This is a genomic window from Amycolatopsis melonis (genome assembly GCF_040064235.1).
Lineage (GTDB): Bacteria > Actinomycetota > Actinomycetes > Mycobacteriales > Pseudonocardiaceae > Amycolatopsis > Amycolatopsis melonis.
In genome coordinates this window covers 353318-372833 of sequence record NZ_JBDZYD010000007.1, presented here as the reverse complement: position 1 = coordinate 372833, position 19516 = coordinate 353318, and the positions used below count along the sequence as shown (strand labels likewise).

Annotated in this window: 27 protein-coding genes; 13 read left to right on the top strand and 14 right to left on the bottom strand. The window is 72.3% G+C overall.

Annotated elements, in window-relative coordinates; translation table 11 throughout:
- Window positions 1-89: 89 nt before the first annotated feature.
- Window positions 90-863, top strand: a complete 774-nt coding sequence (locus tag ABJI51_RS21155) for a polysaccharide deacetylase family protein (protein WP_348952916.1) — start codon at window positions 90-92, stop codon at window positions 861-863.
- A gap of 4 nt (window positions 864-867) precedes the next feature.
- Here ABJI51_RS21155 and ABJI51_RS21150 read toward each other — a convergent pair whose 3' ends face one another.
- From ABJI51_RS21150 to ABJI51_RS21135, 4 genes are all read right to left on the bottom strand, one after another.
- Window positions 868-1341 (bottom strand): carboxypeptidase regulatory-like domain-containing protein, encoded by a 474-nt coding sequence (locus ABJI51_RS21150; protein ID WP_348952915.1) that lies wholly within the window; start codon window positions 1339-1341, stop codon window positions 868-870.
- The gene (locus tag ABJI51_RS21145) at window positions 1338-1943 is read right to left on the bottom strand and encodes an RNA polymerase sigma factor (protein WP_348952913.1); all 606 of its coding nucleotides are present in this window, start codon (window positions 1941-1943) and stop codon (window positions 1338-1340) included. Before ABJI51_RS21145 ends, ABJI51_RS21150 begins: the two co-directional genes overlap by 4 nt.
- Window positions 1944-2367: 424 nt before the next feature.
- Window positions 2368-3033: an SGNH/GDSL hydrolase family protein gene (locus tag ABJI51_RS21140; RefSeq protein ID WP_348952911.1), complete on the bottom strand. Its 666-nt coding sequence runs from the start codon at window positions 3031-3033 to the stop codon at window positions 2368-2370.
- A 9-nt stretch (window positions 3034-3042) separates the two neighbouring features.
- The gene (locus tag ABJI51_RS21135; protein WP_348952910.1) at window positions 3043-3654 is read right to left on the bottom strand and encodes an NAD(P)-dependent oxidoreductase; all 612 of its coding nucleotides are present in this window, start codon (window positions 3652-3654) and stop codon (window positions 3043-3045) included.
- A gap of 81 nt (window positions 3655-3735) precedes the next feature.
- Here ABJI51_RS21135 and ABJI51_RS21130 point away from each other — a divergent pair, with 81 nt between their 5' ends.
- A complete protein-coding gene (locus tag ABJI51_RS21130) occupies window positions 3736-4299 on the top strand; it encodes a TetR/AcrR family transcriptional regulator (RefSeq protein ID WP_348952908.1) in 564 nt (187 codons plus the stop codon).
- On the opposite strand, the gene ABJI51_RS21125 is transcribed toward ABJI51_RS21130, so the two are convergent.
- Window positions 4296-4784 carry a GbsR/MarR family transcriptional regulator gene (locus ABJI51_RS21125; protein WP_348952906.1) on the bottom strand — a complete coding sequence of 163 codons (489 nt, stop codon included), beginning with the start codon at window positions 4782-4784 and terminating at the stop codon, window positions 4296-4298. The genes ABJI51_RS21130 and ABJI51_RS21125 overlap by 4 nt on opposite strands.
- Before the next feature lie 93 nt (window positions 4785-4877).
- On the opposite strand from ABJI51_RS21125, the gene ABJI51_RS21120 reads away from it, so the two are divergent.
- Window positions 4878-5774: an ABC transporter ATP-binding protein gene (locus ABJI51_RS21120; protein WP_348952905.1), complete on the top strand. Its 897-nt coding sequence runs from the start codon at window positions 4878-4880 to the stop codon at window positions 5772-5774.
- Window positions 5771-7372 carry an ABC transporter permease gene (locus tag ABJI51_RS21115; RefSeq protein ID WP_348952903.1) on the top strand — a complete coding sequence of 534 codons (1602 nt, stop codon included), beginning with the start codon at window positions 5771-5773 and terminating at the stop codon, window positions 7370-7372. The genes ABJI51_RS21120 and ABJI51_RS21115 overlap by 4 nt, the downstream gene beginning before the upstream one ends.
- On the opposite strand, the gene ABJI51_RS21110 is transcribed toward ABJI51_RS21115, so the two are convergent.
- Window positions 7369-7836 (bottom strand): hypothetical protein, encoded by a 468-nt coding sequence (locus ABJI51_RS21110; protein ID WP_348952901.1) that lies wholly within the window; start codon window positions 7834-7836, stop codon window positions 7369-7371. The two genes, ABJI51_RS21115 and ABJI51_RS21110, sit on opposite strands and share 4 nt — an antisense overlap.
- A gap of 39 nt (window positions 7837-7875) precedes the next feature.
- A complete protein-coding gene (locus tag ABJI51_RS21105; RefSeq protein WP_348952900.1) occupies window positions 7876-8202 on the bottom strand; it encodes a hypothetical protein in 327 nt (108 codons plus the stop codon).
- A gap of 140 nt (window positions 8203-8342) precedes the next feature.
- Between ABJI51_RS21105 and ABJI51_RS21100 the strand changes: the two genes are divergently transcribed.
- Window positions 8343-9611, top strand: a complete 1269-nt coding sequence (locus ABJI51_RS21100) for an MFS transporter (protein WP_348952898.1) — start codon at window positions 8343-8345, stop codon at window positions 9609-9611.
- Here ABJI51_RS21100 and ABJI51_RS21095 read toward each other — a convergent pair.
- The 4 genes from ABJI51_RS21095 to ABJI51_RS21080 all read right to left on the bottom strand — a co-directional run bounded on the left by ABJI51_RS21095 (window position 9511) and on the right by ABJI51_RS21080 (window position 11918).
- Window positions 9511-10062, bottom strand: a complete 552-nt coding sequence (locus ABJI51_RS21095) for a TetR/AcrR family transcriptional regulator (RefSeq protein WP_348952897.1) — start codon at window positions 10060-10062, stop codon at window positions 9511-9513. The two genes, ABJI51_RS21100 and ABJI51_RS21095, sit on opposite strands and share 101 nt — an antisense overlap.
- Before the next feature lie 120 nt (window positions 10063-10182).
- The gene (locus tag ABJI51_RS21090) at window positions 10183-10971 is read right to left on the bottom strand and encodes a metal-dependent hydrolase (protein ID WP_348953047.1); all 789 of its coding nucleotides are present in this window, start codon (window positions 10969-10971) and stop codon (window positions 10183-10185) included.
- Window positions 10972-11025: 54 nt separating this feature from the next.
- Window positions 11026-11379 (bottom strand): STAS domain-containing protein, encoded by a 354-nt coding sequence (locus tag ABJI51_RS21085; protein WP_086862300.1) that lies wholly within the window; start codon window positions 11377-11379, stop codon window positions 11026-11028.
- A 230-nt stretch (window positions 11380-11609) separates the two neighbouring features.
- Complete coding sequence (locus ABJI51_RS21080; RefSeq protein ID WP_348952896.1) at window positions 11610-11918, bottom strand: WhiB family transcriptional regulator; 309 nt, start codon at window positions 11916-11918, stop codon at window positions 11610-11612.
- Window positions 11919-12082: 164 nt separating this feature from the next.
- Between ABJI51_RS21080 and ABJI51_RS21075 the strand changes: the two genes are divergently transcribed.
- The 3 genes from ABJI51_RS21075 to ABJI51_RS21065 all read left to right on the top strand — a co-directional run bounded on the left by ABJI51_RS21075 (window position 12083) and on the right by ABJI51_RS21065 (window position 13760).
- Window positions 12083-12499, top strand: a complete 417-nt coding sequence (locus tag ABJI51_RS21075; RefSeq protein ID WP_348952894.1) for an anti-sigma factor — start codon at window positions 12083-12085, stop codon at window positions 12497-12499.
- Window positions 12496-13278 carry a SigB/SigF/SigG family RNA polymerase sigma factor gene (locus ABJI51_RS21070; RefSeq protein ID WP_348952893.1) on the top strand — a complete coding sequence of 261 codons (783 nt, stop codon included), beginning with the start codon at window positions 12496-12498 and terminating at the stop codon, window positions 13276-13278. The genes ABJI51_RS21075 and ABJI51_RS21070 overlap by 4 nt, the downstream gene beginning before the upstream one ends.
- 62 nt (window positions 13279-13340) lie before the next feature.
- Entirely contained in the window at window positions 13341-13760 is a 420-nt protein-coding gene (locus ABJI51_RS21065) for an ATP-binding protein (protein ID WP_348952892.1), read from the top strand.
- On the opposite strand, the gene ABJI51_RS21060 is transcribed toward ABJI51_RS21065, so the two are convergent.
- Entirely contained in the window at window positions 13761-14246 is a 486-nt protein-coding gene (locus ABJI51_RS21060) for a MarR family winged helix-turn-helix transcriptional regulator (protein ID WP_348952891.1), read from the bottom strand.
- A gap of 41 nt (window positions 14247-14287) precedes the next feature.
- Here ABJI51_RS21060 and ABJI51_RS21055 point away from each other — a divergent pair, with 41 nt between their 5' ends.
- Genes ABJI51_RS21055 through ABJI51_RS21045 form a run of 3 tightly spaced genes read left to right on the top strand, consistent with a single transcriptional unit; the run spans window position 14288 to window position 16453 of the window.
- On the top strand, window positions 14288-15265 hold the full coding sequence (locus tag ABJI51_RS21055) for an aldo/keto reductase (protein ID WP_348952890.1): 978 nt from the start codon (window positions 14288-14290) through the stop codon (window positions 15263-15265).
- Between the two features lie 10 nt (window positions 15266-15275).
- A complete protein-coding gene (locus ABJI51_RS21050; protein WP_431605644.1) occupies window positions 15276-15911 on the top strand; it encodes a nitroreductase family protein in 636 nt (211 codons plus the stop codon).
- The gene (locus tag ABJI51_RS21045) at window positions 15908-16453 is read left to right on the top strand and encodes an SMI1/KNR4 family protein (RefSeq protein WP_348952887.1); all 546 of its coding nucleotides are present in this window, start codon (window positions 15908-15910) and stop codon (window positions 16451-16453) included. Before ABJI51_RS21050 ends, ABJI51_RS21045 begins: the two co-directional genes overlap by 4 nt.
- Here the strand turns inward: ABJI51_RS21045 and ABJI51_RS21040 are convergent.
- Window positions 16440-17078, bottom strand: a complete 639-nt coding sequence (locus tag ABJI51_RS21040; protein ID WP_348952886.1) for an alpha/beta fold hydrolase — start codon at window positions 17076-17078, stop codon at window positions 16440-16442. The two genes, ABJI51_RS21045 and ABJI51_RS21040, sit on opposite strands and share 14 nt — an antisense overlap.
- 9 nt (window positions 17079-17087) lie before the next feature.
- Window positions 17088-17774, bottom strand: coding sequence for an HNH endonuclease family protein (locus ABJI51_RS21035; RefSeq protein WP_348952884.1), 687 nt, complete (start codon window positions 17772-17774; stop codon window positions 17088-17090).
- Window positions 17775-17950: 176 nt separating this feature from the next.
- Between ABJI51_RS21035 and ABJI51_RS21030 the strand changes: the two genes are divergently transcribed.
- Together ABJI51_RS21030 and ABJI51_RS21025 are read left to right on the top strand one after the other, a co-directional pair.
- Window positions 17951-18994, top strand: coding sequence for a tetratricopeptide repeat protein (locus ABJI51_RS21030; protein WP_348952883.1), 1044 nt, complete (start codon window positions 17951-17953; stop codon window positions 18992-18994).
- Window positions 18995-19021: 27 nt separating this feature from the next.
- Window positions 19022-19510 carry a hydrogenase maturation protease gene (locus ABJI51_RS21025; protein ID WP_348952881.1) on the top strand — a complete coding sequence of 163 codons (489 nt, stop codon included), beginning with the start codon at window positions 19022-19024 and terminating at the stop codon, window positions 19508-19510.
- The last annotated feature ends 6 nt before the right edge of the window (window positions 19511-19516 follow it).

The following is a 19516-nucleotide window of genomic DNA, read 5'->3' as shown; positions in this document are numbered from 1 at the left end:
GCAAGATCGCCCGGCGCAACGTCTCGCGCTTCCAGGCGTCACACTTTCGGGTGGTCTTTACGACTACCGCAGCGAAAGGGGGACGCGAGATGTCCGGCAGCAAGCGAATGGTGGCGGGCCTGGCCGCGGCGGTGCTGGCCCTCGCGGCCTGCTCGACGCACGGGACGGACGAACCGCAGGCAGGCGTCAGCCAGCCCAACCCGGCTCCCGGCGGCGGCCCCGCCGAGTCGCCGTCCGCGCCCTACCCCTTCGGCACGGTGCAGCAGAAGGCGCCCGCGATCACCGACGGGCAGGTCCCGGTGGTCCGCCACATCCCGACCGACAAGCCGTACGTCTTCCTCACCATGGACGACGGCGCGGTCAAGGACCCCGACGCGCTGAAGCTGATGCAGGAGAACAACACGCACCCGGTGCTGTTCCTCAACGAGAAGTACGTGAAGGGCCACGAGGCCTACTTCAAGCAGATCCTCGACGCCACCGGCGCCACGCTCGGGGACCACACGGTCGACCACCCGAACCTCAAGGGCAAGCCGTACGAGTTCCAGCGCAAGCAGATCTGCGACGACGCGGACGCCTTCCAGCGCGACCTCGGCGTCCGGCCCTCGCTGTTCCGGCCGCCGTTCGGCAACTACGACCAGAACACGCTGCGCGCGGCGGCGGCGTGCGGCATGCGCGTGTCCGTGCTGTGGACGGCCGCGGTCAACGACGGGCACGTCCAGTTCCAGGTCGGCGACAAGCTCCGGCCCGGCGACATCGTGCTGATGCACTTCCGCAAGACCTTCAAAGAGGACTACACGGCGTTCGTCGAACAGGCCAAGAAGGACGGACTGACGCCCGTCCCGCTGGCCGACTTCCTCGGCTGAGCCGCTAGAGCACGACCGTCGGCGTCACGACGGTCCGGCGGCACGACACGTCCCCGAGGTGCACCAGGATCTGCGTCGTCCCGCGCGGCACGTTGTCGAGCACGAACCGGCCGCCCTCGTCGGCGGTCGTCGACGACGTGCCGTGCTCGGCGACGCGCACCTCGACCGCGTGCTGCCCCGCGGGCACCAGCCAGCCGTCGATGCGGTGCAGCTTGCCGATCTTGGTCAGGTTGATCATCACCGTCAGGTCGCTGACCGTGAAGGTGATCGTGCCGGTACCGCCGCCGCGGACGCCGGCGAGGTCGTCCAGCCGCTCCCACCGCGCGACCTCGACGTCGAGGTCTTCGAGCGCGAGCGCGAACTGGACCCGCTGCACCAGGTCACCCGGTGGCGGGTCGAGCTCGTCGAGGAAGCGGCCGACACCGGCCAGGATCACCTCGTCGGAAAAGGCCTCTCCCGGCGCCCCGAGGTCGTTCATCGGCTTCCCCCTTCACTGGCGAGGAGATCGCGCATCTGGTCGAGGCAGCGCCCCCTGGTCGGTCCGACACTGCCGCGCGGCATGCGCAGCTGCTCGGCGACGAGCTGGTACTCCGCGCGACCGGCGAGGACGGTCAGCCGGAGCAGTTCCTGACAGCGGTGGGGCAGCCGGACGAAGGCGCGCCAGACCCGGCGGTCGCGGTCGGCGCGGACGGCTTCGTCTTCGGGTGCCGGTTGGGTGCTCGGCATCGCCTCGGCGACCTCGTCGCTCAGCGGCACCGGCTGGATCCGGCGGCCGAACGGGTGGGTGGCTTCGCGGCGGGTGGTGGTGATCAGCCAGGCGGCCAGCGCCTTCGGGTCGCGCAGCTTCTCGAGCTGGCTGAACAGGGCCAGCCAGACGGTCTGCACGACGTCCTCGGCGACCGAGCGGTCGAGGCCGTTGGCGCGGGCGACGTGCCAGACGAGCGGGGTCAGCTCGGCCACGAGACGGTCCATCGCCCGGCGGTCCCCGGCCCGCGCGGCCGCCATGCAGGCAGCGTGCAGCTCGGCGCCGGTCAGGCCTTCCCAGGGTGGGTCCACCTCGGTGGTTTGCACGTCGGTCACGGTATCTGCCCCTCTTCGGAAGAGTCTTCGAGTCGGCAATGGCAGTATCGCGGGTCCTTCGGGGGGAAGGAGCGTGCAGGCGGATCTCGGATACATCGGTCACTTACTTCGTCGGTGGTGCACTACCGGTCACATGACACAAGGGGGAGGCACCGGCCGGCGCAGGCGGGTGGACCCGCGCCGGCCGATACTCCCCTCCCTCGAGGAACCCGCTCCCCAACGGGCCCTCACCGGATGTCCCCTCCCCCGAAAGGCCATCCGGCCGAACGGCGCCCGGAAGCCCCCTCGGCTCCCGGCCACCGCGTTTTCCCGAACGCGACACCCCCTGCCGTGTTCTTCCGTGCTTGGCTGCTCCACAGGACGCAGTGGGCCCGCGGCCAGATACACGAATCCCCGAGTTTTTTCGAAGATCGACGCAGCGCGGCTAACTGATCACCGCGGGTGCCAAGGAGCGGGCCCAGCGGGCGTAGCCGCCGGGTCCCGGGTGGAACCGGTCGGCGGCGAACGCGGCGGGGTCGAGCAGCGCGGGGTCCATCGGGACGTGGGTGACGCCGGGGACCCTCGTCAGGCTCGCGGCGGCCTTGTCGAGTGCCGCCGACCGCGCGGCGAGGACGTCCCGCAGCGGCCGGGGCAGGGCGGGGAACCGGGACATCGGCGGCACCCCGGCCAGCAGGACGGGGACCGGCCCGAGCCGCCGCCGCAGCTCGACGACCAGGGCGAGCAGGTCGCGGCGGTAGGCCGGGCCGGTCCGCAGCTCGATGGTGTCGTTGACGCCGAGGGCGACCACGACGAGGTCCGCGGGCCGGACCAGCGGCACCAGCTCGGTGCGCGTCACCCGGGCGTTGGCGCCGGTCCGGCCGACCGCCTGCCAGCGCACCGCCCGGCCGTCGCGGGCCAGCTCGCGGGCGAGGCAGCCGGTGAGCGCTTCCTCGTGGGTCGCCGCGCCGACGCCGTCCACTGTGGATTCACCGAGGACGGCCAGCCGGAACGGCTCGCCCGTGCCGGGGACGAGCCCCTCGGCAGGCCCGGCGGCGCCGGGGAGCCGCGGGGTGGTCTTCTTGACGTACACGGCCTGGGCCAGGATCACCATGGCTCGACGTTAGCCGTGGGCGATCGAGACTTTCCGCCTGATCAGCGTGGGATCGGCCACGGCGTCGAGCAGGAACGCGGCGACGTCCGCGCGGCGGATCGTGTAGCTGCCGCGGACGTTGCCGTCGAGCCGGCTCCGCACGGCACCGGTCCGCGGGCCGTTGAGCAGCATCGGCGGGCGGACGATCGTCCAGTCCACCGCACTGGCCATGACCAGCGCCTCCATCGCACGCATGTCCGCGTAGCCGTGCTTGAGGACCCGGTCGAGCAGCGGTTTCACGAGCGTGCGGGTGAAGAACCCGTCGCCGTCGGCGTCCAGGCCGCTGGCGCTGACGACGAGCAGGCGTTTCGCCCCGGCTTCAATAGCCGCGCGGGCGCCGTCGGTGCAGACCGTGGTCGGCCCGCGGTCGCGCGCGCCCAGCGCGGAGACGACGGCGTCGCGGCCCTCGACCGCGGCCGCCAGCTTGTCCGCTTCGTGCAGCCCGGCCACGACGACGTCGGCGGGCAGCCGCAGCCGGGACCGGTCGCGCACGACGGCCGTGACCTGCCAGCCGCGGTCCAGTGCCTGCCCGACGACCTCGGTGCCGACCCCGCCGGTCGCTCCCAGCACGGTGATCTTCATGGGTTCCTCCTCGGTTAGTGAACACTCACCAGGTAGGGTGAGTGTTCACTAACCGAGCTGAGAACGCACTCAGGAGCCGCCATGGGAAGCCGCGAAGAGATCGTCGCCGCGGCCGCGAAGGTGATGCGCGAGCAGGGCTACGCGCACGCGACGACCAAGGTCATCGCGCAGACGGCGGGCTACTCGGAGGCGATGCTCTACAAGCACTTCCGGGACAAGACCGACCTGTTCCTCAGCGTGCTGACCGAGCAGCTGCCCGCCCTCGGCGCAACGCTGGGCGAGCTGACCGCGGACCCGGGACAGGCGCCATTGCGCGACAACGTCGTCCGCATCGCCCGGCTCGGGCTGGCCTTCTACCTCGAAGGGTTCCCGATCGCGGTCTCGGTGTTCTCCTCCCGCGACCTGCTGCGCTCCCACCGCGAGCGACTCGGCGGCCACGGCCCGCGGGTGCTGCTGGACGGCGTCGCGGACTACCTGCGGGCCGAGGTCGCGCTGGGCCGGCTCAAGCCGGGCACCGACGTCGAGGCCGCGGCGTCCCTGCTGCTCGGCGCGTGCTTCCAGCAGGCGTTCCTGGCGACGTTCGAAGAGCGCGAGCCCGCCGACCTCGCCGAGCGACTCGCGGACACGCTGCTCGCCGCGCTCTAGGCGTTCTTCTCCTCGCGGAGCTTGTGCCAGCGCTCGTACATCCCGTTCAGCTCCGTCAGCATGAAGGACAGGAAGTCGCGCATCTCGGCGAGCCGCTTGCCCGCCGGGGTGTCCTCACCCAGTGCTTCGATGCCGTTCTCGGCCGCGTCGCGCCACATGATGATCATGCGGTCGCGCTTGAGGAACGTCGCGTACCAGAGGTCGTCGTAGAGGCGGTAGTGGTCGCGGCGCTCGCCGGGCTCGCGCTCCTTGGCGACCAGGCCGATCTGCTCGAGGTAGCGCACCGCGCCCGAGATGGCCGCCGGGCTGACCGACAGCTGCGCCGCCAGCTCCGCGGCGGTCAGGCGGCCTTCGTCGGTCGTCATCAGCGCGGCGAACACCCGCGCGGACATGCGTTGCATCCCGATCTGGGAGAGCACGAGCCCGAGGCTCTCCACGTACCGGCGGACGGCGTCTTCGTCGCGCTTCGTGTCAGGCGTCGTCATCGGCCCATCCTCCCGTACCCGTCCCCCACGATCACTCGATCCAGACATTTTCTTAACTTCACAACTTCGTGAACCGAGTGTAGCTTCCGAACCATGGAAAACGCCATTTCGGTCATCGACCTGCACAAGTCGTTCGGCCGGACGAAGGCCCTCGACGGCCTCGACCTGCAGGTACCCGCTGGGGAGGTGCACGGCTTCCTCGGCCCCAACGGCGCCGGGAAGTCGACCACCGTCCGGGTGCTGCTCGGCCTGCTCCACGCGGACTCGGGGGACGTCCGGCTGCTCGGCGGCGACCCCTGGAAGGACGCCGCGAGCCTGCACCGCCGCCTGGCCTACGTGCCCGGCGACGTCAACCTCTGGCCCAACCTCTCCGGCGGCGAGGTCATCGACCTGCTCGGCCGCCTGCGCGGCGGGCTCGACCGCAAGCGCCGCGACGACCTGATCGAGCGGTTCGACCTCGACCCGAAGAAGAAGGGCCGGACGTACTCGAAGGGCAACCGACAGAAGGTCGCCATCGTCGCCGCGCTCGCCTCGCGCGTCGACCTGCTGATCCTCGACGAGCCGACGTCCGGGCTCGACCCGCTGATGGAGGCGACGTTCCAATACGCCATCCAGGAGGAACGCGAGCAGGGCCGGACCGTGCTGCTGTCCAGCCACATCCTCGCCGAGGTCGAGGCGCTGTGCGACAAGGTCAGCATCATCCGCAACGGCCGCACGGTCGAATCCGGCACGCTCGCCGAGCTGCGCCACCTCACCCGGACGTCGATCACCGCCGAGCTGGCCGGGCCGCCGAACGGGCTGACGAAGCTGGCCAACGTCCACGACCTCAAGGTCGACGGCAACCGCGTCCGCTTCGACGTCGAGACACGCTCGCTCGACGAAGCCCTGCGCCGTCTCACCGAAGTGGGCGTGCGCAGCCTGGTCAGCCAGCCGCCGACGCTCGAAGAGCTGTTCCTGCGGCACTACACCACCGAAGCGAGCACGAAATGACCGCCCACGAGCTGGCGGGGACCTGGCACCTGACCCGGCTCGCGCTGCGCCGCGACCGCGTGGTCCTGCCGATCTGGATCGTGCTGCTGAGCGTCGTCCCGGCGAGCACGGTCAACACGTTCACGCAGTTCTACCCGACCGTCGCCGACCGGCTCGCGCTGCAGGCCGGGGCGAGCGCGAACCCGTCGTACGCGCTGCTCTACGGGCCGCCGTTCGACCTCACCACGCCCGGCGGGTTCGTCGCCTGGCGCATGTGCGGCTTCCTGGCGCTGCTCATCGGGCTCATGGCCGTCTTCACCGTCACCCGGCACACCCGCGCCGAGGAGGACACCGGGCGCGCGGAGCTGCTGGCGTCCGCGGTCGTCGGCCGCTACGCGGCGCTGACGGCGTCGGTGCTGGTGGCGGGCGGGGCGAGCGTGCTGATCGGCCTGATCCAGGCGGGCAGCATGGCAGGCGCCGGGCTGCCCGCGGCCGGTTCGGCCGCCTTCGGCGCGGCGGAAGCACTGACCGGGCTGGTGTTCACCGCGGTCGCCGCGGTCGCCGTCCAGCTCGCCGAGTACTCCCGCACGGCCAACGGGATCGGCACCGCGGTCGTCGGCACGGCGTTCCTGCTGCGTGGCGCCGGAGACTCCACTGTGGACGCTCGCTGGCTGTCGTGGCTGTCGCCGATCGGCTGGACGCAGCAGGTGCGCGCGTTCGCCGGGGAACGCTGGTGGGTGCTCCTGCTGCCGGCGGGATTCGCGCTGGTGACCGGCGCGCTGGGGTTCTGGCTGCTGCCCCGCCGCGACGTCGGCGTCGGCATCCTGCCGCCCCGGCCGGGCCCGGCGACGGCGGCGCCAGGACTGCGTTCGCCGCTCGCGCTCGCCTGGCGGCTGCACCGCGGCCCGCTGCTCGGCTGGATGATCGGCACGGCCGTGGCCGGCGCGGTGTTCGGCTCGATTGCCAGCGGCATCGGCGACCTCGTCGGGTCGAGCCCGCAGGCACAGCAGATCTTCCAGCGGCTCGGCGGCAGCCACGCGCTGACGCAGGCGTTCCTCGCCGCGATGGCCGGGATGTTCGCGATGGTCGCGTCGCTGTACGGCATCCAGGCGGCACTGCGGATGCGCGGCGAGGAGACCGCGGTCCGGCTCGAACCGGTGCTGGCCACCGGCGTCGGACGGCTGCGCTGGGCGGCAGGCCACCTGGTCTTCGCCTTCTTCGGCACGGCGGCGCTGCTGCTGGTGGGCGGGCTGTTCATGGGCCTGGCGAACGGCCTGCGCACCGGCGACACCGGCGGTTCGATCGGCGACACGCTCACCGGCATGCTCGTCCAGCTGCCCGCGGCGTGGGTGGTGGTCGCGCTCGCGGTGACGATCTTCGGGCTGCTGCCGGGCTTTTCGGCCGCGGCCTGGGCGGTCGGCGCGCTGGCGCTGCTGCTGAGCCTGTTCGGCCCGGTGGTGAACCTGCCGCAGGCGCTGCTGGACGTCTCGCCGTTCCAGCACCCGCCGAAGCTCCCCGGCCAGGAGCTCACCGCGACTCCGCTGGTGTGGCTGACGGCGGTCGCGCTCGCGGCCCTGGTCGCCGGGCTCGCGGGCTGGCGGCGCCGGGACGTCGGCTAGGCGGGCCGCAGCTGCCGGTCCGGGCCCACCACGAGGTTCGCCTGCGGGCCCGCCTTCCCGCAGGCCGAGCCGTTCGGCTCGCTGAAGAAGGGGGTCACCTCGGCGGTGTGCGGCACGCCGTCGTCGAACCGGACGGTGACCCGGACCGACTCCGCGGGCAGGCCGGGGACGTCGGCGAAGCCGTGGAGGCCGCCGGTCGGGACCATCGACGCGCCGCACGGGCTGTCCGGGCCCGTGCCCGCGCAGGTCGTCGCCCCCACCGTCGACTCGGGCTGCAGGAAGACCGGGCTGGTGACGCAGTGGCCGCGCCAGCACGCTTCGAGCGTCGCCTTGGTGATGCCCGCGGGCGAGGAGATCGACAGGCCGATGCCGGTCAGGTAGCCGATCGCCGGGCAGGCCGTCTCCGGCTGACCGCAGCCCGCGGCGAGGGCCAGCACCAGCGCACAGCACGATACGAAGCGCATGCCTCCCGGACGGAATCCACGTCCGGATGGGTTGCTTCGTCAGTCGCGCCAGCTGCTCGGCAGCGGCAACGCGGGCGTCGTCGACGACGTCGGCGTGCCCGAGGTCGACGGCTGCAGCGTCACCTCGACGAAGCTGGTGGTGGTCGTCGGCGGGGACGTCTCGACCGACGTGACTGTCGACGGCGGGGCCGACGACGTCACGGTGACGGGCACCGCGGAAACGGTCCGGGTCGGCGGCACCGTCGTCGTGTCGGCGGGCCGGGGCGTGGTCCGCCCGGCGATGAGCACCGCGGCGACCAGCAGGCCCGTGGCGAAGCCGGCGAGCCCGGTCACGGCGGCAGAACCCCACGTAGGACGGCCACTCATCCGGGCACCTCCTCGCCACGCGCAGCGCAGGTACGAGGACTGACTCGCGTTGATCTTACGTCGTGTTACCCACCGTTCGCCTTGAGCGTGTTTGACTCAAGTTTCTTGCGCTTAGCCCACGCACCTGCCAGCTTGGGATCATGGGGGTACTGAGGGACGCGGACATCCGGCGGCTGTGGGCCGCCGACCTCGTGAGCCAGTTCGGCAGCCGGATCGACGTGCTCGCGGTACCGCTGCTCGCGGCCACCACGCTCGGCGCGTCCGTCTTCGAGGTCTCCCTGCTGCGGACCGCGGAGACCCTGCCGTACCTGGTGATCGGCCTGCAGGCCGGCGCCTGGTGCGACCGGATGCGGCACCGCCGGGTGCTGATCGCCGCGGACGCCGGCCGGGCGCTGCTGCTCGCGTCGGTCCCGGTCGCCGCGCTGTCCGGCGTGCTGGGGCTGCCGCAGCTGCTGGTCGTCGTGCTCGGGATGGGGCTGTTCGGCGTCTTCTTCGACATCGCCCACCAGACCTACGTCCCGCGGCTGGTGCCGCGGGGGCAGCTGCCTGCCGCCAACGCGCGGCTGCAGACCAACCTGTCGATGGCCGCGGTCGCGGGCCCCGGCCTGGCCGGGCTGATCGTCCAGGCACTCGGCGCGGCGGCGGCACTGGCCGCCGACGCCGTCAGCTTCCTGTGGTCGGCGCTGTGGCTGGCCCGGATCCGGACGCCCGACGAGCGGCCGGCACTCCGGGAACGGCGGCTGCTGAAGGAAATCGGCGAAGGCGTGCGCGTGGTCCGCGGCAACCGCGTCCTGCTGGCGATCACCGCGCACGGCACGGTGTCGGGCTTCTTCCAGTCCGCCCACCTGGCGATCGTGATCGTGTTCCTGGCCCGCGACCTCGGGCTGTCCCCGTGGACGATCGGGCTGCTCGGCACCGCGTCGCTGACCGGCGCGCTCACTGCCGGGCTCACCGCACGACGGCTCGGCGAGCGGCTCGGCGACGCGCGGGCCCTGTGGGGCGCGGCGGTGCTGTTCGGCCTGGCGTACCAGCTCTACCCGCTCACCGGCCGCGGCTGGGCACTCGCGTGCTACGTCGCCGCCGGATTCCTGACCAGCTACAGCGTGATCGTGCTGCGGGTCTTCGGCCTGAGTTTCCAGCAGACCGCGACGCCACCGGAGCTGCTGGGCCGGGTGAACGCGATCTCGAACACGCTGTTCTACGGCGTCACCCCGGCAGGCAGCCTCCTCGGCGGCGCACTGGCGGGTGTCCTCGGCATGCGGGCAACCCTGCACGTCGCGGCGGCCGGCGTCCTGGCCGCGGCCGTGGTCATGTGGCCGCTGCGGCGGGCTTCATCCCGTCGACCACCACGCGAAGCAGGTGACGGCTCCCCGGCGCGTACCGCTCGCCGGCGAGGCAGCCGACGATGAGCGCCCGCAGGTCGTCGCCGTCGAGGTCCGGGCGGACCGCACCGGCGGCCTGAGCCCGGGCCAGCAGCTCGGCCAGCGCGGCACGGAACTCCTCGCCCGCCCCGGCCTTGAAGGCATGCCCGCCGGACTCGGCGAGCGCGTCACAGATCGCCCGGTTGAGCGACGCCTGCCGGACCACCCGGACGAAGTAGTCGAAGAAGACACCACCGGGATCCTCGGCGGCGGCCAGCTCCCGCGCCTCGTCGGCGAACTGCTGGATCCGGTCGAGGACGACCGCCTGGAAAAGCGCCTCCTTGCTGGGGAAGTGCCGGTAGACGGTGCCGGCCCCGACCCCGGCCAGCCGCGCGATGTCATCGAGCGGCACGGAAAGCCCGTCGACGGCGAACGCCTCCTCGGCGGCGGCCAGCACCTTGGCCCGGTTGCGCCGCGCGTCGGCGCGCATCTTCTCCATGACGTCTCCTCGGCGTAAGCGGGCCCACCGTTCCGATTCAACGCCCAGTCTGGCAGGAGAATTCCGCTGCCGCGCACCGCTTCCGCACTTCCCGAAGACGGTGTCCGGACGACGAGCGGCTCAGGGCGTGGTCGCCTGCTGGCTCGACGGCGGAATGAACAACCGCTGGAACGTGTCCACCGTGTACGTCCACACGCCCGGCACCAGCAGCACCCCCAGCAGCGCGAACACCGGGAAGATCAGCCGCTTCTCGACCTTCTTGCCCGTCTTGAACCGCAGCGCCTTCGGGGGCCGGATCTCGTACCACGTCTCCCCGGCGATCGGGACCGGGAAGAGGAACGGGCAGCCGGACTCGGTGAGCGCGTCACCCAGGCAGTGCGTCACGCAGCCCGCCGCGACCGCGATGCCCAGCCAGCCGGAAATGGCCGTCAGCTCGCCCGCGCGGTCCGGTGGGGCCGTGAAGAACCACCAGGCCACCGCCGCGCCGCTGACCGGGAGGAGCCAGTCGCCGAGTGCGCCCTCGGCCAGCATCAGCCCGAACACCACCACGCCGACCACCGCCCAGGGGCCGCCCTCGGCCGTGCCCCAGGACGTCACCACGCCGAGGCCTGCCGCGAACAGGACCGTGTGGGACAGGTGGCGGTGCTTGCCGGTGACCTTCTCGTCGCGCGGACCCTTGGTCAGCGCGTAGACCGCCGCCGACACGCGGCGGAGCAGCCAGGACAGCGCACCCGTCAGCCAGCCGAGGAGGCGGGACGCGCTCGCGCCCGGGTGGTCGAGGTCGGGCAGCAGGGCGAACCCCGCCGTCGTCGCCGCGAAGACCACCGCCTGGTGCACCGAACCCGCGCCGACCGCGGGCGCCAGTGCCAGGCCCGCGCACCAGCCGGTCAGGGCATGCGTCCGCCCCATCATCGTGCCGCCCCCAACGTCCGCGAAACCGGTCCGCGGAACCGTAGCGGGCGGTCAGGCCTGGGGGTCCTCCGACACGCTCAGGTGTTCGGCCACGCCGGTGAGCTCGATCACCCGGCTCACGGCGGGGCTGGGGACGACCTCGAGCTCGACGTCCTGCTCGCCGGCCTGGCGTTGTGCCCGGAGCACGACGTTCAGCGCGGAGGAATCGAAGAAGGTCACCCCGGTCAGATCGGCCACGACCCGCTGGGCGCGCTTGTCCGCGATCAGCCCGGCCAGGGCCTCCTGCAGCTGCGGGCTGGTCAGCAGGTCGAGCTCGCCGGTGACCACCACCCGGGGCTCCGTCGCGTCGGTGTCCAGCGTGATGCCGAACCCGGGCGGGGTGGCGTTCTGGTCGGCTGCGGGCATGCAGTTTCTCCTCGTCAGGCGCTGCTCCTGCGCCGGGTACGCGCCTGGTGTCTCAAGCGGCATCCGTGTCACCGTGCCTTTCGCGGCCCGGGGCAGGACCCCGCGCCGGACACCGTGACGGCAACTCCGGCGCCAACCCTAACCCAGGAAGCGGCCGAGCCCGCCACGGCCGCCGCCCTTTCGCGTGTACTGCTCACCTGCGATCAAATCCTGCCTGGTCAGCGCTTCGGTCAGTGCGCACTCATCGCCTTCCGCGCTTCCCGGCGCTGCCGGAGGAAGAGCTGCCGCCGTTCGATCTCGCCGAGGCCGCCCCAGATGCCGTACGGCTCCTGGACGGTCATGGCGTGCTTGCGGCACTGGGCCAGCACCGGACAGGTCTGGCAGATGGCCTTGGCGCGCGACTCGCGCCGCTCCCGCGCCGAACCCCGCTCGTTGTCCGTGTGGAAGAAAAGGCTGCTGTCCGCACCCCGGCACGAGCCGCGCAGCTGCCATTCCCACTCTTCAGCAACCACGTTGGGCAGCCGGCTCACGTCAGCCATGTCGTCCCTGCCTTTCCCAGGATCTCCCGTGTCGAGGAGCTACATGCCCGCCGGTGGAGCGGATCAAACCCGGGTTTGGTTTGCTCACACCACGGGCATCTCGCCGACGGGCGCGGGAGAGGACACCGCCGACACCTGAGCGCGAGCCGGAGAAAGGAACAAACGTGGAGGACAACGCCCCGCTCGTCCCGGAAGGCGCGCAGGTCATCGAGGTGCGGACGGCCGCGATCCCGCACGTCGTGCCCACGCTGCGGACCATCGTGGCCGACATCGCGATGCGCCAGGACTTCGACCTCGACGCCGTCGAGGATCTCCGGATGGCGGTGGACGAAGCCTGCTCGCTGCTCCTCCCCGCCAGCGCCGACGGCCGCCTGACCTGCACCTTCTCCTGGAGCGGGCCGCGCATCGAGGTGTCCGTCTCGGTGCTGTCGGACACCGCGGAGCACGAGGACGACGCCGGGCTGTCGTGGCAGCTGCTCACCGCGCTCGCGACGACGGCCGAGCGCACGATCACGCCGGAGAACGGCCGGTACCTCTCCCGGGTCGACCTCGTCCGGGAGAGCCAGGCGGCGACCTCGTGACCGATCCCGCCGACGGCCGCGGGGAGGACGAGCCGGACACCGGCGCGCTGTTCGCCCGGCTCGCCACGCTGCCGCCGGGCTCGCCGGAGCGGGAACGCATCCGGGACACCCTCGTGCGCGCCCACCTCGAACTGGCCCGCAACCTGGCCAGGAAGTTCCGCAACCGGGACGAGGCGATGGAGGACCTGGTCCAGATCGCCACGGTCGGGCTCATCCACGCCGTCGACCGGTTCGACCCCGGCCAGGGGACGGACTTCCTGGCGTTCGCGGTGCCCACGATCTCCGGCGAGCTGCGCCACCACTTCCGGGACAACAGCTGGTCGGTGCGGGTGCCGCGGCGGCTCAAGGAGCTGAACGCGAACATCTCCGCCGCCCGCGAGGAGCTGACCGTCCAGCTGTCGCGCGCGCCGAAGCCCAGTGAGATCGCCGCCCGGCTCGGCGTGCCCGTCGAGGACGTCTACGAAGGTCTTCGCGCCGGTCAGGGCCGCTACGGCGCGTCGCTGGACCACCTGCTGGAGAACGCGGCGCACACGCGGTTCGGGGCGCCGGACGCCGAGCTGGGGCAGGCCGAGCTGCGCGAGGCGCTGCGCCCCATGCTGGAGAGCCTGCCCGAGCGGGAGCGCAAGATCGTCGCGCTGCGGTTCGGGTCGGGGATGAGCCAGTCGGACATCGCGCGCCGCGTCGGGGTGTCCCAGATGCAGGTGTCGCGGTTGCTGGCTGCGACGCTGAAGAAACTGCGTTCGGGCCTGGACGAATCCGAGCTGGCCGACGGCACCTGATTAGCCGCTCGGCCGCCTGGGTACTTGGCGGGCGGTACCGAACTCACTGGGAGGGGGACCGGATGACGACGTCGAGGATGCCGCAGCGGACGGCGGCGGCAGCCGTCCCCGTGAAGGTGCTCCTCCCCGCCGACGTCACGGCCCCGGCGCTGGCGCGGCACCGCGTCCGCGCGGAGCTGCTCGGCCGCGGCCTGCACGAGCGCCAGCTGGACGACGTCCTGCTGGCGACGTCGGAGCTGGTCACCAACGCCTTCGAGCACGGCGAGCGGCCCCAGCGGCTGGAGCTGGAGTACGACGACGGGCAGCTGACACTGCGGGTGCACGACACCGGCGCGCTGCTGCCCGAGCTGCGGGCGCCGTCCCCGGCCGAGGCCCGCAGCCGCGGGCTGGTGCTGGTGCAGGCGCTGTCGGTGGACTGGGGGTTCGAGCGCTGCCCTGGCGGCAAGTACGTCTGGGCCGTCTTCCGGATCCCGGACGCCTGATCAGAGCACCTCGCGCGCGGCTTCGGTCTCCCCGATCCGCTCGCGGAACGGCTTGCGCTCCAGTGCCTCGGCGACGGCGTCCAGCAGCGTACGCAGCGAGTACGGCAGCTCGGCTTCCAGCGCGGCCATGGCTTCGGTCGTGGCCGTCCACTCCGCCTCGATCAGCGGCAGCAGCTCCCGCGTCTTCCGGGTGAGCGAGACGATCCGCTGCCGCGCGTCGGCGCCCGGTTCGAGGCTGACCAGGCCGGCCCGGTTCATCTGCGCGACCGTCTGGCTGGCCGCCGAGTGCGTCACGCGCATGGCTTCGGCGAGGTCGCGGATGGACAGCGGGCCGTGCTGCAGCAGCGCCCGCACCACCGGGGAGTACCGCGGGCGGTAGTCGCCGAGGCCGAGGTCGGCGAGGAACCGTGCGACGTCGCCGTCGAGGATCTCGAGGACGTGCCGCATCCGGGTCCCCAGCCCTTCCGGACCCGATGTGATGGCCATGACGGCCGATCATAGGCGCGCCCGTGTGCTTGGATCGCGGCATGGAGAACCGGAAGATCACCCGCCTCGGCCGCGAGGTGTCCGTCGTCGGGCTCGGCTGCTGGCAGCTCGGCGCGGACTGGGGCGAGGTCGACGAGAACGACGCACTGGCCGTGCTGAACGCGGCGGCCGACAACGGTGTCACCTTCTTCGACACCGCCGACGTCTACGGCGACGGCCGCAGCGAACGGCTGGTCGGCCGGTTCCTCGCCGAACGCGGCGACGTCTTCGTGGCGACGAAGATGGGCCGGCGGCTCGAGCAGGTGCCGGAGAACTACGTCCGGGCGAACTTCCGCGAGTGGAACGACCGCTCGCGCCGCAACCTGGGCGTCGACACGCTGGACCTGGTCCAGCTGCACTGCCCGCCGACGCCGGTGTACTCGTCCGACGCGGTGTACGACGCGCTCGACGAGATGGTCGCCGAGGGACGGATCAAGGCGTACGGCGTGAGCGTCGAGACGTGCGAGGAGGCGCTGACGGCGCTGGCGCGGCCGAACGTCGCCTCGGTCCAGATCATCCTGAACTGCCTGCGGCTCAAGCCGCTGGAGCGCGTGCTGCCCGCGGCGGCGGAGGCGGGCGCCGGGATCATCGCGCGGGTGCCGCTGGCGTCGGGCCTGCTGTCCGGCCGCTACACGGCGGACACGACGTTCGCCGAGAACGACCACCGCACCTACAACCGCCACGGCGAGGCGTTCGACGTCGGCGAGACGTTCTCCGGCGTGCCGTACGAGGTCGGGCTGCAGGCGGTCGAGCGGCTGCGCGGGCTGGTGCCCGCCGGGCAGACGCTGGCGCAGTTCGCGCTGCGCTGGATCATCGACCAGCCGGGCGTGAGCACGGTGATCCCGGGCGCCCGCAACGCGTCCCAGGCGGCGGCGAACACCGCGGCGGCGGCGTTGCCCCCGCTGTCGGCGGAGGCGCTGGACGGCGTCCGCGAGACGTACGACGAACTCGTCCGCCCGCTCGTCCACGACCGCTGGTAGGCCGGCGATGATGACCCCCGAAGAGCTGCTGACGACGACCCGCACGGTCCGCAGGCGCCTCGACCTGAACCGGCACGTGCCGCTCGACCTGGTGAAACACTGCATCCAGGTGGCCATGCAGGCCCCAAGCGGTTCGAACACCCAGCGCTGGCACTGGCTGGTGGTCACGGACGCGGACCGGCGCGCGGCGCTCGGGGAGATCTACCGCAGGGCGTGCCACGAGTACCTGGAGTCCCCGCAGGCGGCGGCCAAGCTGTTCGCGGACGACCCGGTCAGGGCGGCGGTCCAGCAGCGGGTCGGGGCGAGCATCGAGTACCTGGCCGACCGGATGGGCGAGGTCCCGGTGCTGGTGGTCCCGTGCCTGGAGACGTCGTCACCGGAACTGCCACCGGGCAACCAGGCCGGGCTGTGGGCGTCGCTGCTGCCGGCGGTGTGGAGCTACATGCTGGCGGCCCGTTCGGTGACGCTGGGCACGGCGTGGACAACGCTGCACCTGAAGTACGAACGCGAGGCGGCGGAGGTGCTGGGACTGCCGCCGAATGTCCACCAGGCAGCACTGATCCCGACGGCGTTCTACACGGGTGACACGTTCAAGCCCGCGGCACGGCAGCCGTTGGACGAGGTCCTCCACCTGGACCGGTGGTGAGCTGGAGAGGAGTCCGGGAACGGCTGGCCGCACTGGCGGCCGCCGACCCGGAACTCCGGCGGTTCGGGGCCGGGCACCACCGGTACGAGGTTTCCCGGCCGCTGCCGGAGAAGGCGGTGGCGAAGTTCGAGGCGCGGCACGGAGTGACGCTGCCGGAGGAGTACCGCAGCTTCCTGCTCACCGTGGGCGAGAGCGGCGCCGGGCCGGACTACGGCCTGTACCGGCTCGGCGCGCCGGAATGCCGAGACGAACCGGGCAGGCCGCCCGGCTTCCTCGCGACGCCGTTCCCGCACACGAGCGCGTGGAACCACCCGGACGGCGGCGAGATCCCCGACGACCGCTACTTCGACGAGCGGTGGATCACCGGCTCGCTGATGCTGTGCCACCAGGGCTGCGGCGCCTACTACCGGCTCGTCGTCACCGGCCCGGAGCGCGGCCGCCTGTGGTTCGACGACCGCGTCTCCGACGGCGGCCTCTCCCCCTGCGGCGTCGGTTTCCGCGAGTGGTACCTGAACTGGCTCGAAGCTCCTACAGGTAGCTGATCAACCGGTCGGCCAGTTCGGCGGGCCGGCTCAGTGCGACGCAGTGGCCGCCGTCGATCTCGTCGGGGGTGATTGCCAAGCGCTCCTGGGCCACCCGGCGCTGGAAGTCCGGGACGAAGAACCGGTCGTCGCGGCAAAGCAGGACATGCGTGGGGATGTCCGGGTGGGCCGGGAGGGGCCATGGCTCGTCCCACTCCTTGCTCACCTGGTCGCGCCCGCGGGACTGGCACTCCCGGGCCAGTTCCGGGGTGACGTCGTTGAAGTACTGCTCGGTTTCGCTCAGTCCCGCCGGCGCCGCGAAGCCCGTGTTGCCCCACCACTGCCCCGGCGGCTCGCCCGGTGCCGGGATCATCCCGGCCAGGTACACCAGCGTCCGCGCGCGGACCTTGGCCGCGACCAGTGGTGCCGTGAAGCCGCCGTACGAATGGCCGACGACCGCCACGTCCGTGCGGTCGCCGAGGGCCGACAGGACCGTGTCCGTGAACTCGGCCAGTCCCGCCGACGGGTCCGTGATGGGCAGGTCGGGCGCGACCGCGTCGTGGCCGCGGGCCGCCAGTTCCGGGACGAGCCGGTGGAAGTCCCAGCCGCTGCCGCCGCCTCCGTGGATCAGCGCGAACGTCGTCACGCCGCCAGCTCAGCAGCGGCGCAGCATGTCCGTCAAGGCGGTTTTCTCCGCCTGCGTCACCGTCAGCCCGTAGTAGTGCTTCACGACGATCCAGTCGGTCGCGTACGTGCACCAGAACGACACCAGCGGCGGCTTCCACTGGTCCGGGGCCTTGTCGCTCTTCTGCTGGTTGACGTTGTCGGTGACGGCGAACAGCTGCGGGCGGGTCAGGTCGTTGGCGAACTGCTCGCGCTTCTCCGCCGTCCACGTCTTCGCGCCGCTCGCCCACGCCTGGCCCAGCGGGACCATGTGGTCGATGTCGAGGTCGGTCGGCTTGGTCCACGTCTCGCCGTCGTACACGCTGGTCCAGGTGCCCGACGTCGGGCGGCACTCCTTGTCGGTCCGGACGTCCTTGCCGTCACGCTTGAGCACGACCTCGCGGGTGTCGCAGCCGGCGCCCTGGCTGTCCCAGTGCTTGAACTTCTCGCGCGAGTAGCCGTCCATGGACGTCCGCGCGGCGATGGTCAGCTCGTCGAGCTGCTTCTGCGCGTCGGCGGCGCTGACCGGGACCGGGGCCGAGGACGACGATGACGACGCAGGCGGCGTCGCGCCCGCACCCCTGCTCGTCACCCAGTAGCCGAAGAGGGCGACCGCCAGGATCGCGGCTACCAGCAGGATCCGCTGCGTCACGCTGAGCCGAAAGCTGCGGGCGGCCACGATTTTCTCCTCTCACCTGCGCGTGCGCGCGGCGTAGTCTCACCTCTGCCGGCCCGGAAAACCGCGCCGACACGACGACCTGGCGCGAATGTGATCTCGCCCACCCACGGCGGAGGTGTCACACCGGGCCGCTGAACTGCGACTACCGGGGCAGGACCAGCCGGAGGGAGCAGCCGATGCCCGGTCGGCTCAAGAAGTTCGACGAGTTCTTCCAGCGCAAGGCGGCCGAGGGCGGCAACGTCGTGGCCATGGCCCGGCTGGGCGCCGCGTTGCGGGAACGCGGGGAGCTCGCCGAAGCCGAGTCCTGGTACCGCCGGGCCGCGATGGGCGGCGACCGCGTCTCGATGACCGCGCTGGCCCACCTCCTCGCCGACCGCGGCGCGCAGGAGGAAGCCGACCGCTGGTACCACGAAGCGGCGCTGGCCGGCGAGCCGCACGGGATGCTGAACCTGGCCCGGTCCTGCGAGCGGCGCGGCAGGCGCGACGACGCCCTGCACTGGTACGGCGAGGCCGCGCGCACCGGCGACGCGCCGTCGATGGCCGCGTTCGGGCGGCTGCTGCGGGAGCAGGGCGACGGCGAAGCGGCCGAGCCGTGGCTGCGGCAGGCCGCCGAGACCGGCCTCACCGGCGCGATGATCGACCTGGGCCTGGTGCTGCGCGACCGTGGCCAGGCCGCGGAGGCGGCGCGCTGGTGGCGGTCCGCGGTGCTCGCCGGCGACCTCGCGGCCGCCTGCCAGCTCGGCAGGCAGGCGGAACGGCTCGGCAGGCCGGGCGACGCGGAGTCGTGGTACCGCCAGGGCGCGGCGGGCGGCCACGTCGAGTCGGCGGTCCGGCTCGGCCTGCTGCTGCACCGCCGCGGCGACGTCGAGGAGGCCGAGAACTGGTACCTCGACGCGGCCGAGCAGGGCGACCCGGCGGCGATGACGAACCTCGGCGTCCTGGCCCGCACCCGCGGCGACGACGGCGAAGCGGCCGCCTGGTACCGCAAGGCCGCCGAGCACGGCAGCATCCCGGCGCTCACGAACCTCGGCCACCTGGCCGAGCACCGGGAGGACTTCGCCGAGGCCGAGGACTGGTTCCGGCGGGCCGCGGAGACCGGCGACGTCCAGGGAATGCTCAGCCTGGCCCGCATGCTGCGGTCGCGGGGCGCGGCGCAGGAGGCCGAGCTGTGGCTGGCCCGCGCCGAACACATCGAGGACGACCGCGAACCTATTGTGTGATCCACTTCACAGTTCTAGCCTGGACGGATGAGGCCACGAGTCCTGGTCGCAAGCATCGGCAACGTCTTCCTGCGCGACGACGGCTTCGGTGTCGAAGTGCTCAAGGAACTCGACCGGGCCGGCCTGCCCCCGTGGGTGCAGATCGCCGACTACGACATCGCGGCGGTCCACCTGGCCTACGACCTGACGGGCGGCTACGACACGACGATCCTGCTGGACGCCACCCCGCACGGCCGGCCACCGGGCACGCTGTCCCTGACCGAGGACCTGACGGCGGCCTCGGCACTGGACGCGCACGGCCTGCACGGCGACGCGGTCTTCCGCCTCCTGCGGCTCCTGGGCGGCGACGCGGGCCGCGTCCTGGTCCTCGGCTGCGAGCCGGCCTGCGTCGACGGCGGAATCGGGCTGTCCCCGCAGGTCGCGGCCGCGGTCCCGGCGGCGGTGCGCGCGGTGACCGAACTGGCGTGGGGCGCGAGCCCGGAGCTGCCTGTCCTGTCGCAATCGACCGAGGTCTGAAACGCG

Excerpts from the sequence above, each read along its gene's own strand:
- ABJI51_RS21155 (WP_348952916.1), top strand. The coding sequence starts at position 90 with ATGTCCGGCAGCAAGCGAATGGTGGCGGGCCTGGCCGCGGCGGTGCTG.
- ABJI51_RS21150 (WP_348952915.1), bottom strand. The coding sequence starts at position 1,341 with ATGAACGACCTCGGGGCGCCGGGAGAGGCCTTTTCCGACGAGGTGATC.
- ABJI51_RS21140 (WP_348952911.1), bottom strand. The coding sequence starts at position 3,033 with ATGGTGATCCTGGCCCAGGCCGTGTACGTCAAGAAGACCACCCCGCGG.
- ABJI51_RS21135 (WP_348952910.1), bottom strand. The coding sequence starts at position 3,654 with ATGAAGATCACCGTGCTGGGAGCGACCGGCGGGGTCGGCACCGAGGTC.
- ABJI51_RS21130 (WP_348952908.1), top strand. The coding sequence starts at position 3,736 with ATGGGAAGCCGCGAAGAGATCGTCGCCGCGGCCGCGAAGGTGATGCGC.
- ABJI51_RS21125 (WP_348952906.1), bottom strand. The coding sequence starts at position 4,784 with ATGACGACGCCTGACACGAAGCGCGACGAAGACGCCGTCCGCCGGTAC.
- ABJI51_RS21120 (WP_348952905.1), top strand. The coding sequence starts at position 4,878 with ATGGAAAACGCCATTTCGGTCATCGACCTGCACAAGTCGTTCGGCCGG.
- ABJI51_RS21115 (WP_348952903.1), top strand. The coding sequence starts at position 5,771 with ATGACCGCCCACGAGCTGGCGGGGACCTGGCACCTGACCCGGCTCGCG.
- ABJI51_RS21110 (WP_348952901.1), bottom strand. The coding sequence starts at position 7,836 with ATGCGCTTCGTATCGTGCTGTGCGCTGGTGCTGGCCCTCGCCGCGGGC.
- ABJI51_RS21105 (WP_348952900.1), bottom strand. The coding sequence starts at position 8,202 with ATGAGTGGCCGTCCTACGTGGGGTTCTGCCGCCGTGACCGGGCTCGCC.
- ABJI51_RS21100 (WP_348952898.1), top strand. The coding sequence starts at position 8,343 with ATGGGGGTACTGAGGGACGCGGACATCCGGCGGCTGTGGGCCGCCGAC.
- ABJI51_RS21095 (WP_348952897.1), bottom strand. The coding sequence starts at position 10,062 with ATGGAGAAGATGCGCGCCGACGCGCGGCGCAACCGGGCCAAGGTGCTG.
- ABJI51_RS21090 (WP_348953047.1), bottom strand. The coding sequence starts at position 10,971 with ATGGGGCGGACGCATGCCCTGACCGGCTGGTGCGCGGGCCTGGCACTG.
- ABJI51_RS21085 (WP_086862300.1), bottom strand. The coding sequence starts at position 11,379 with ATGCCCGCAGCCGACCAGAACGCCACCCCGCCCGGGTTCGGCATCACG.
- ABJI51_RS21080 (WP_348952896.1), bottom strand. The coding sequence starts at position 11,918 with ATGGCTGACGTGAGCCGGCTGCCCAACGTGGTTGCTGAAGAGTGGGAA.
- ABJI51_RS21065 (WP_348952892.1), top strand. The coding sequence starts at position 13,341 with ATGACGACGTCGAGGATGCCGCAGCGGACGGCGGCGGCAGCCGTCCCC.
- ABJI51_RS21060 (WP_348952891.1), bottom strand. The coding sequence starts at position 14,246 with ATGGCCATCACATCGGGTCCGGAAGGGCTGGGGACCCGGATGCGGCAC.
- ABJI51_RS21055 (WP_348952890.1), top strand. The coding sequence starts at position 14,288 with ATGGAGAACCGGAAGATCACCCGCCTCGGCCGCGAGGTGTCCGTCGTC.
- ABJI51_RS21050 (WP_431605644.1), top strand. The coding sequence starts at position 15,276 with ATGACCCCCGAAGAGCTGCTGACGACGACCCGCACGGTCCGCAGGCGC.
- ABJI51_RS21030 (WP_348952883.1), top strand. The coding sequence starts at position 17,951 with ATGCCCGGTCGGCTCAAGAAGTTCGACGAGTTCTTCCAGCGCAAGGCG.
- ABJI51_RS21025 (WP_348952881.1), top strand. The coding sequence starts at position 19,022 with ATGAGGCCACGAGTCCTGGTCGCAAGCATCGGCAACGTCTTCCTGCGC.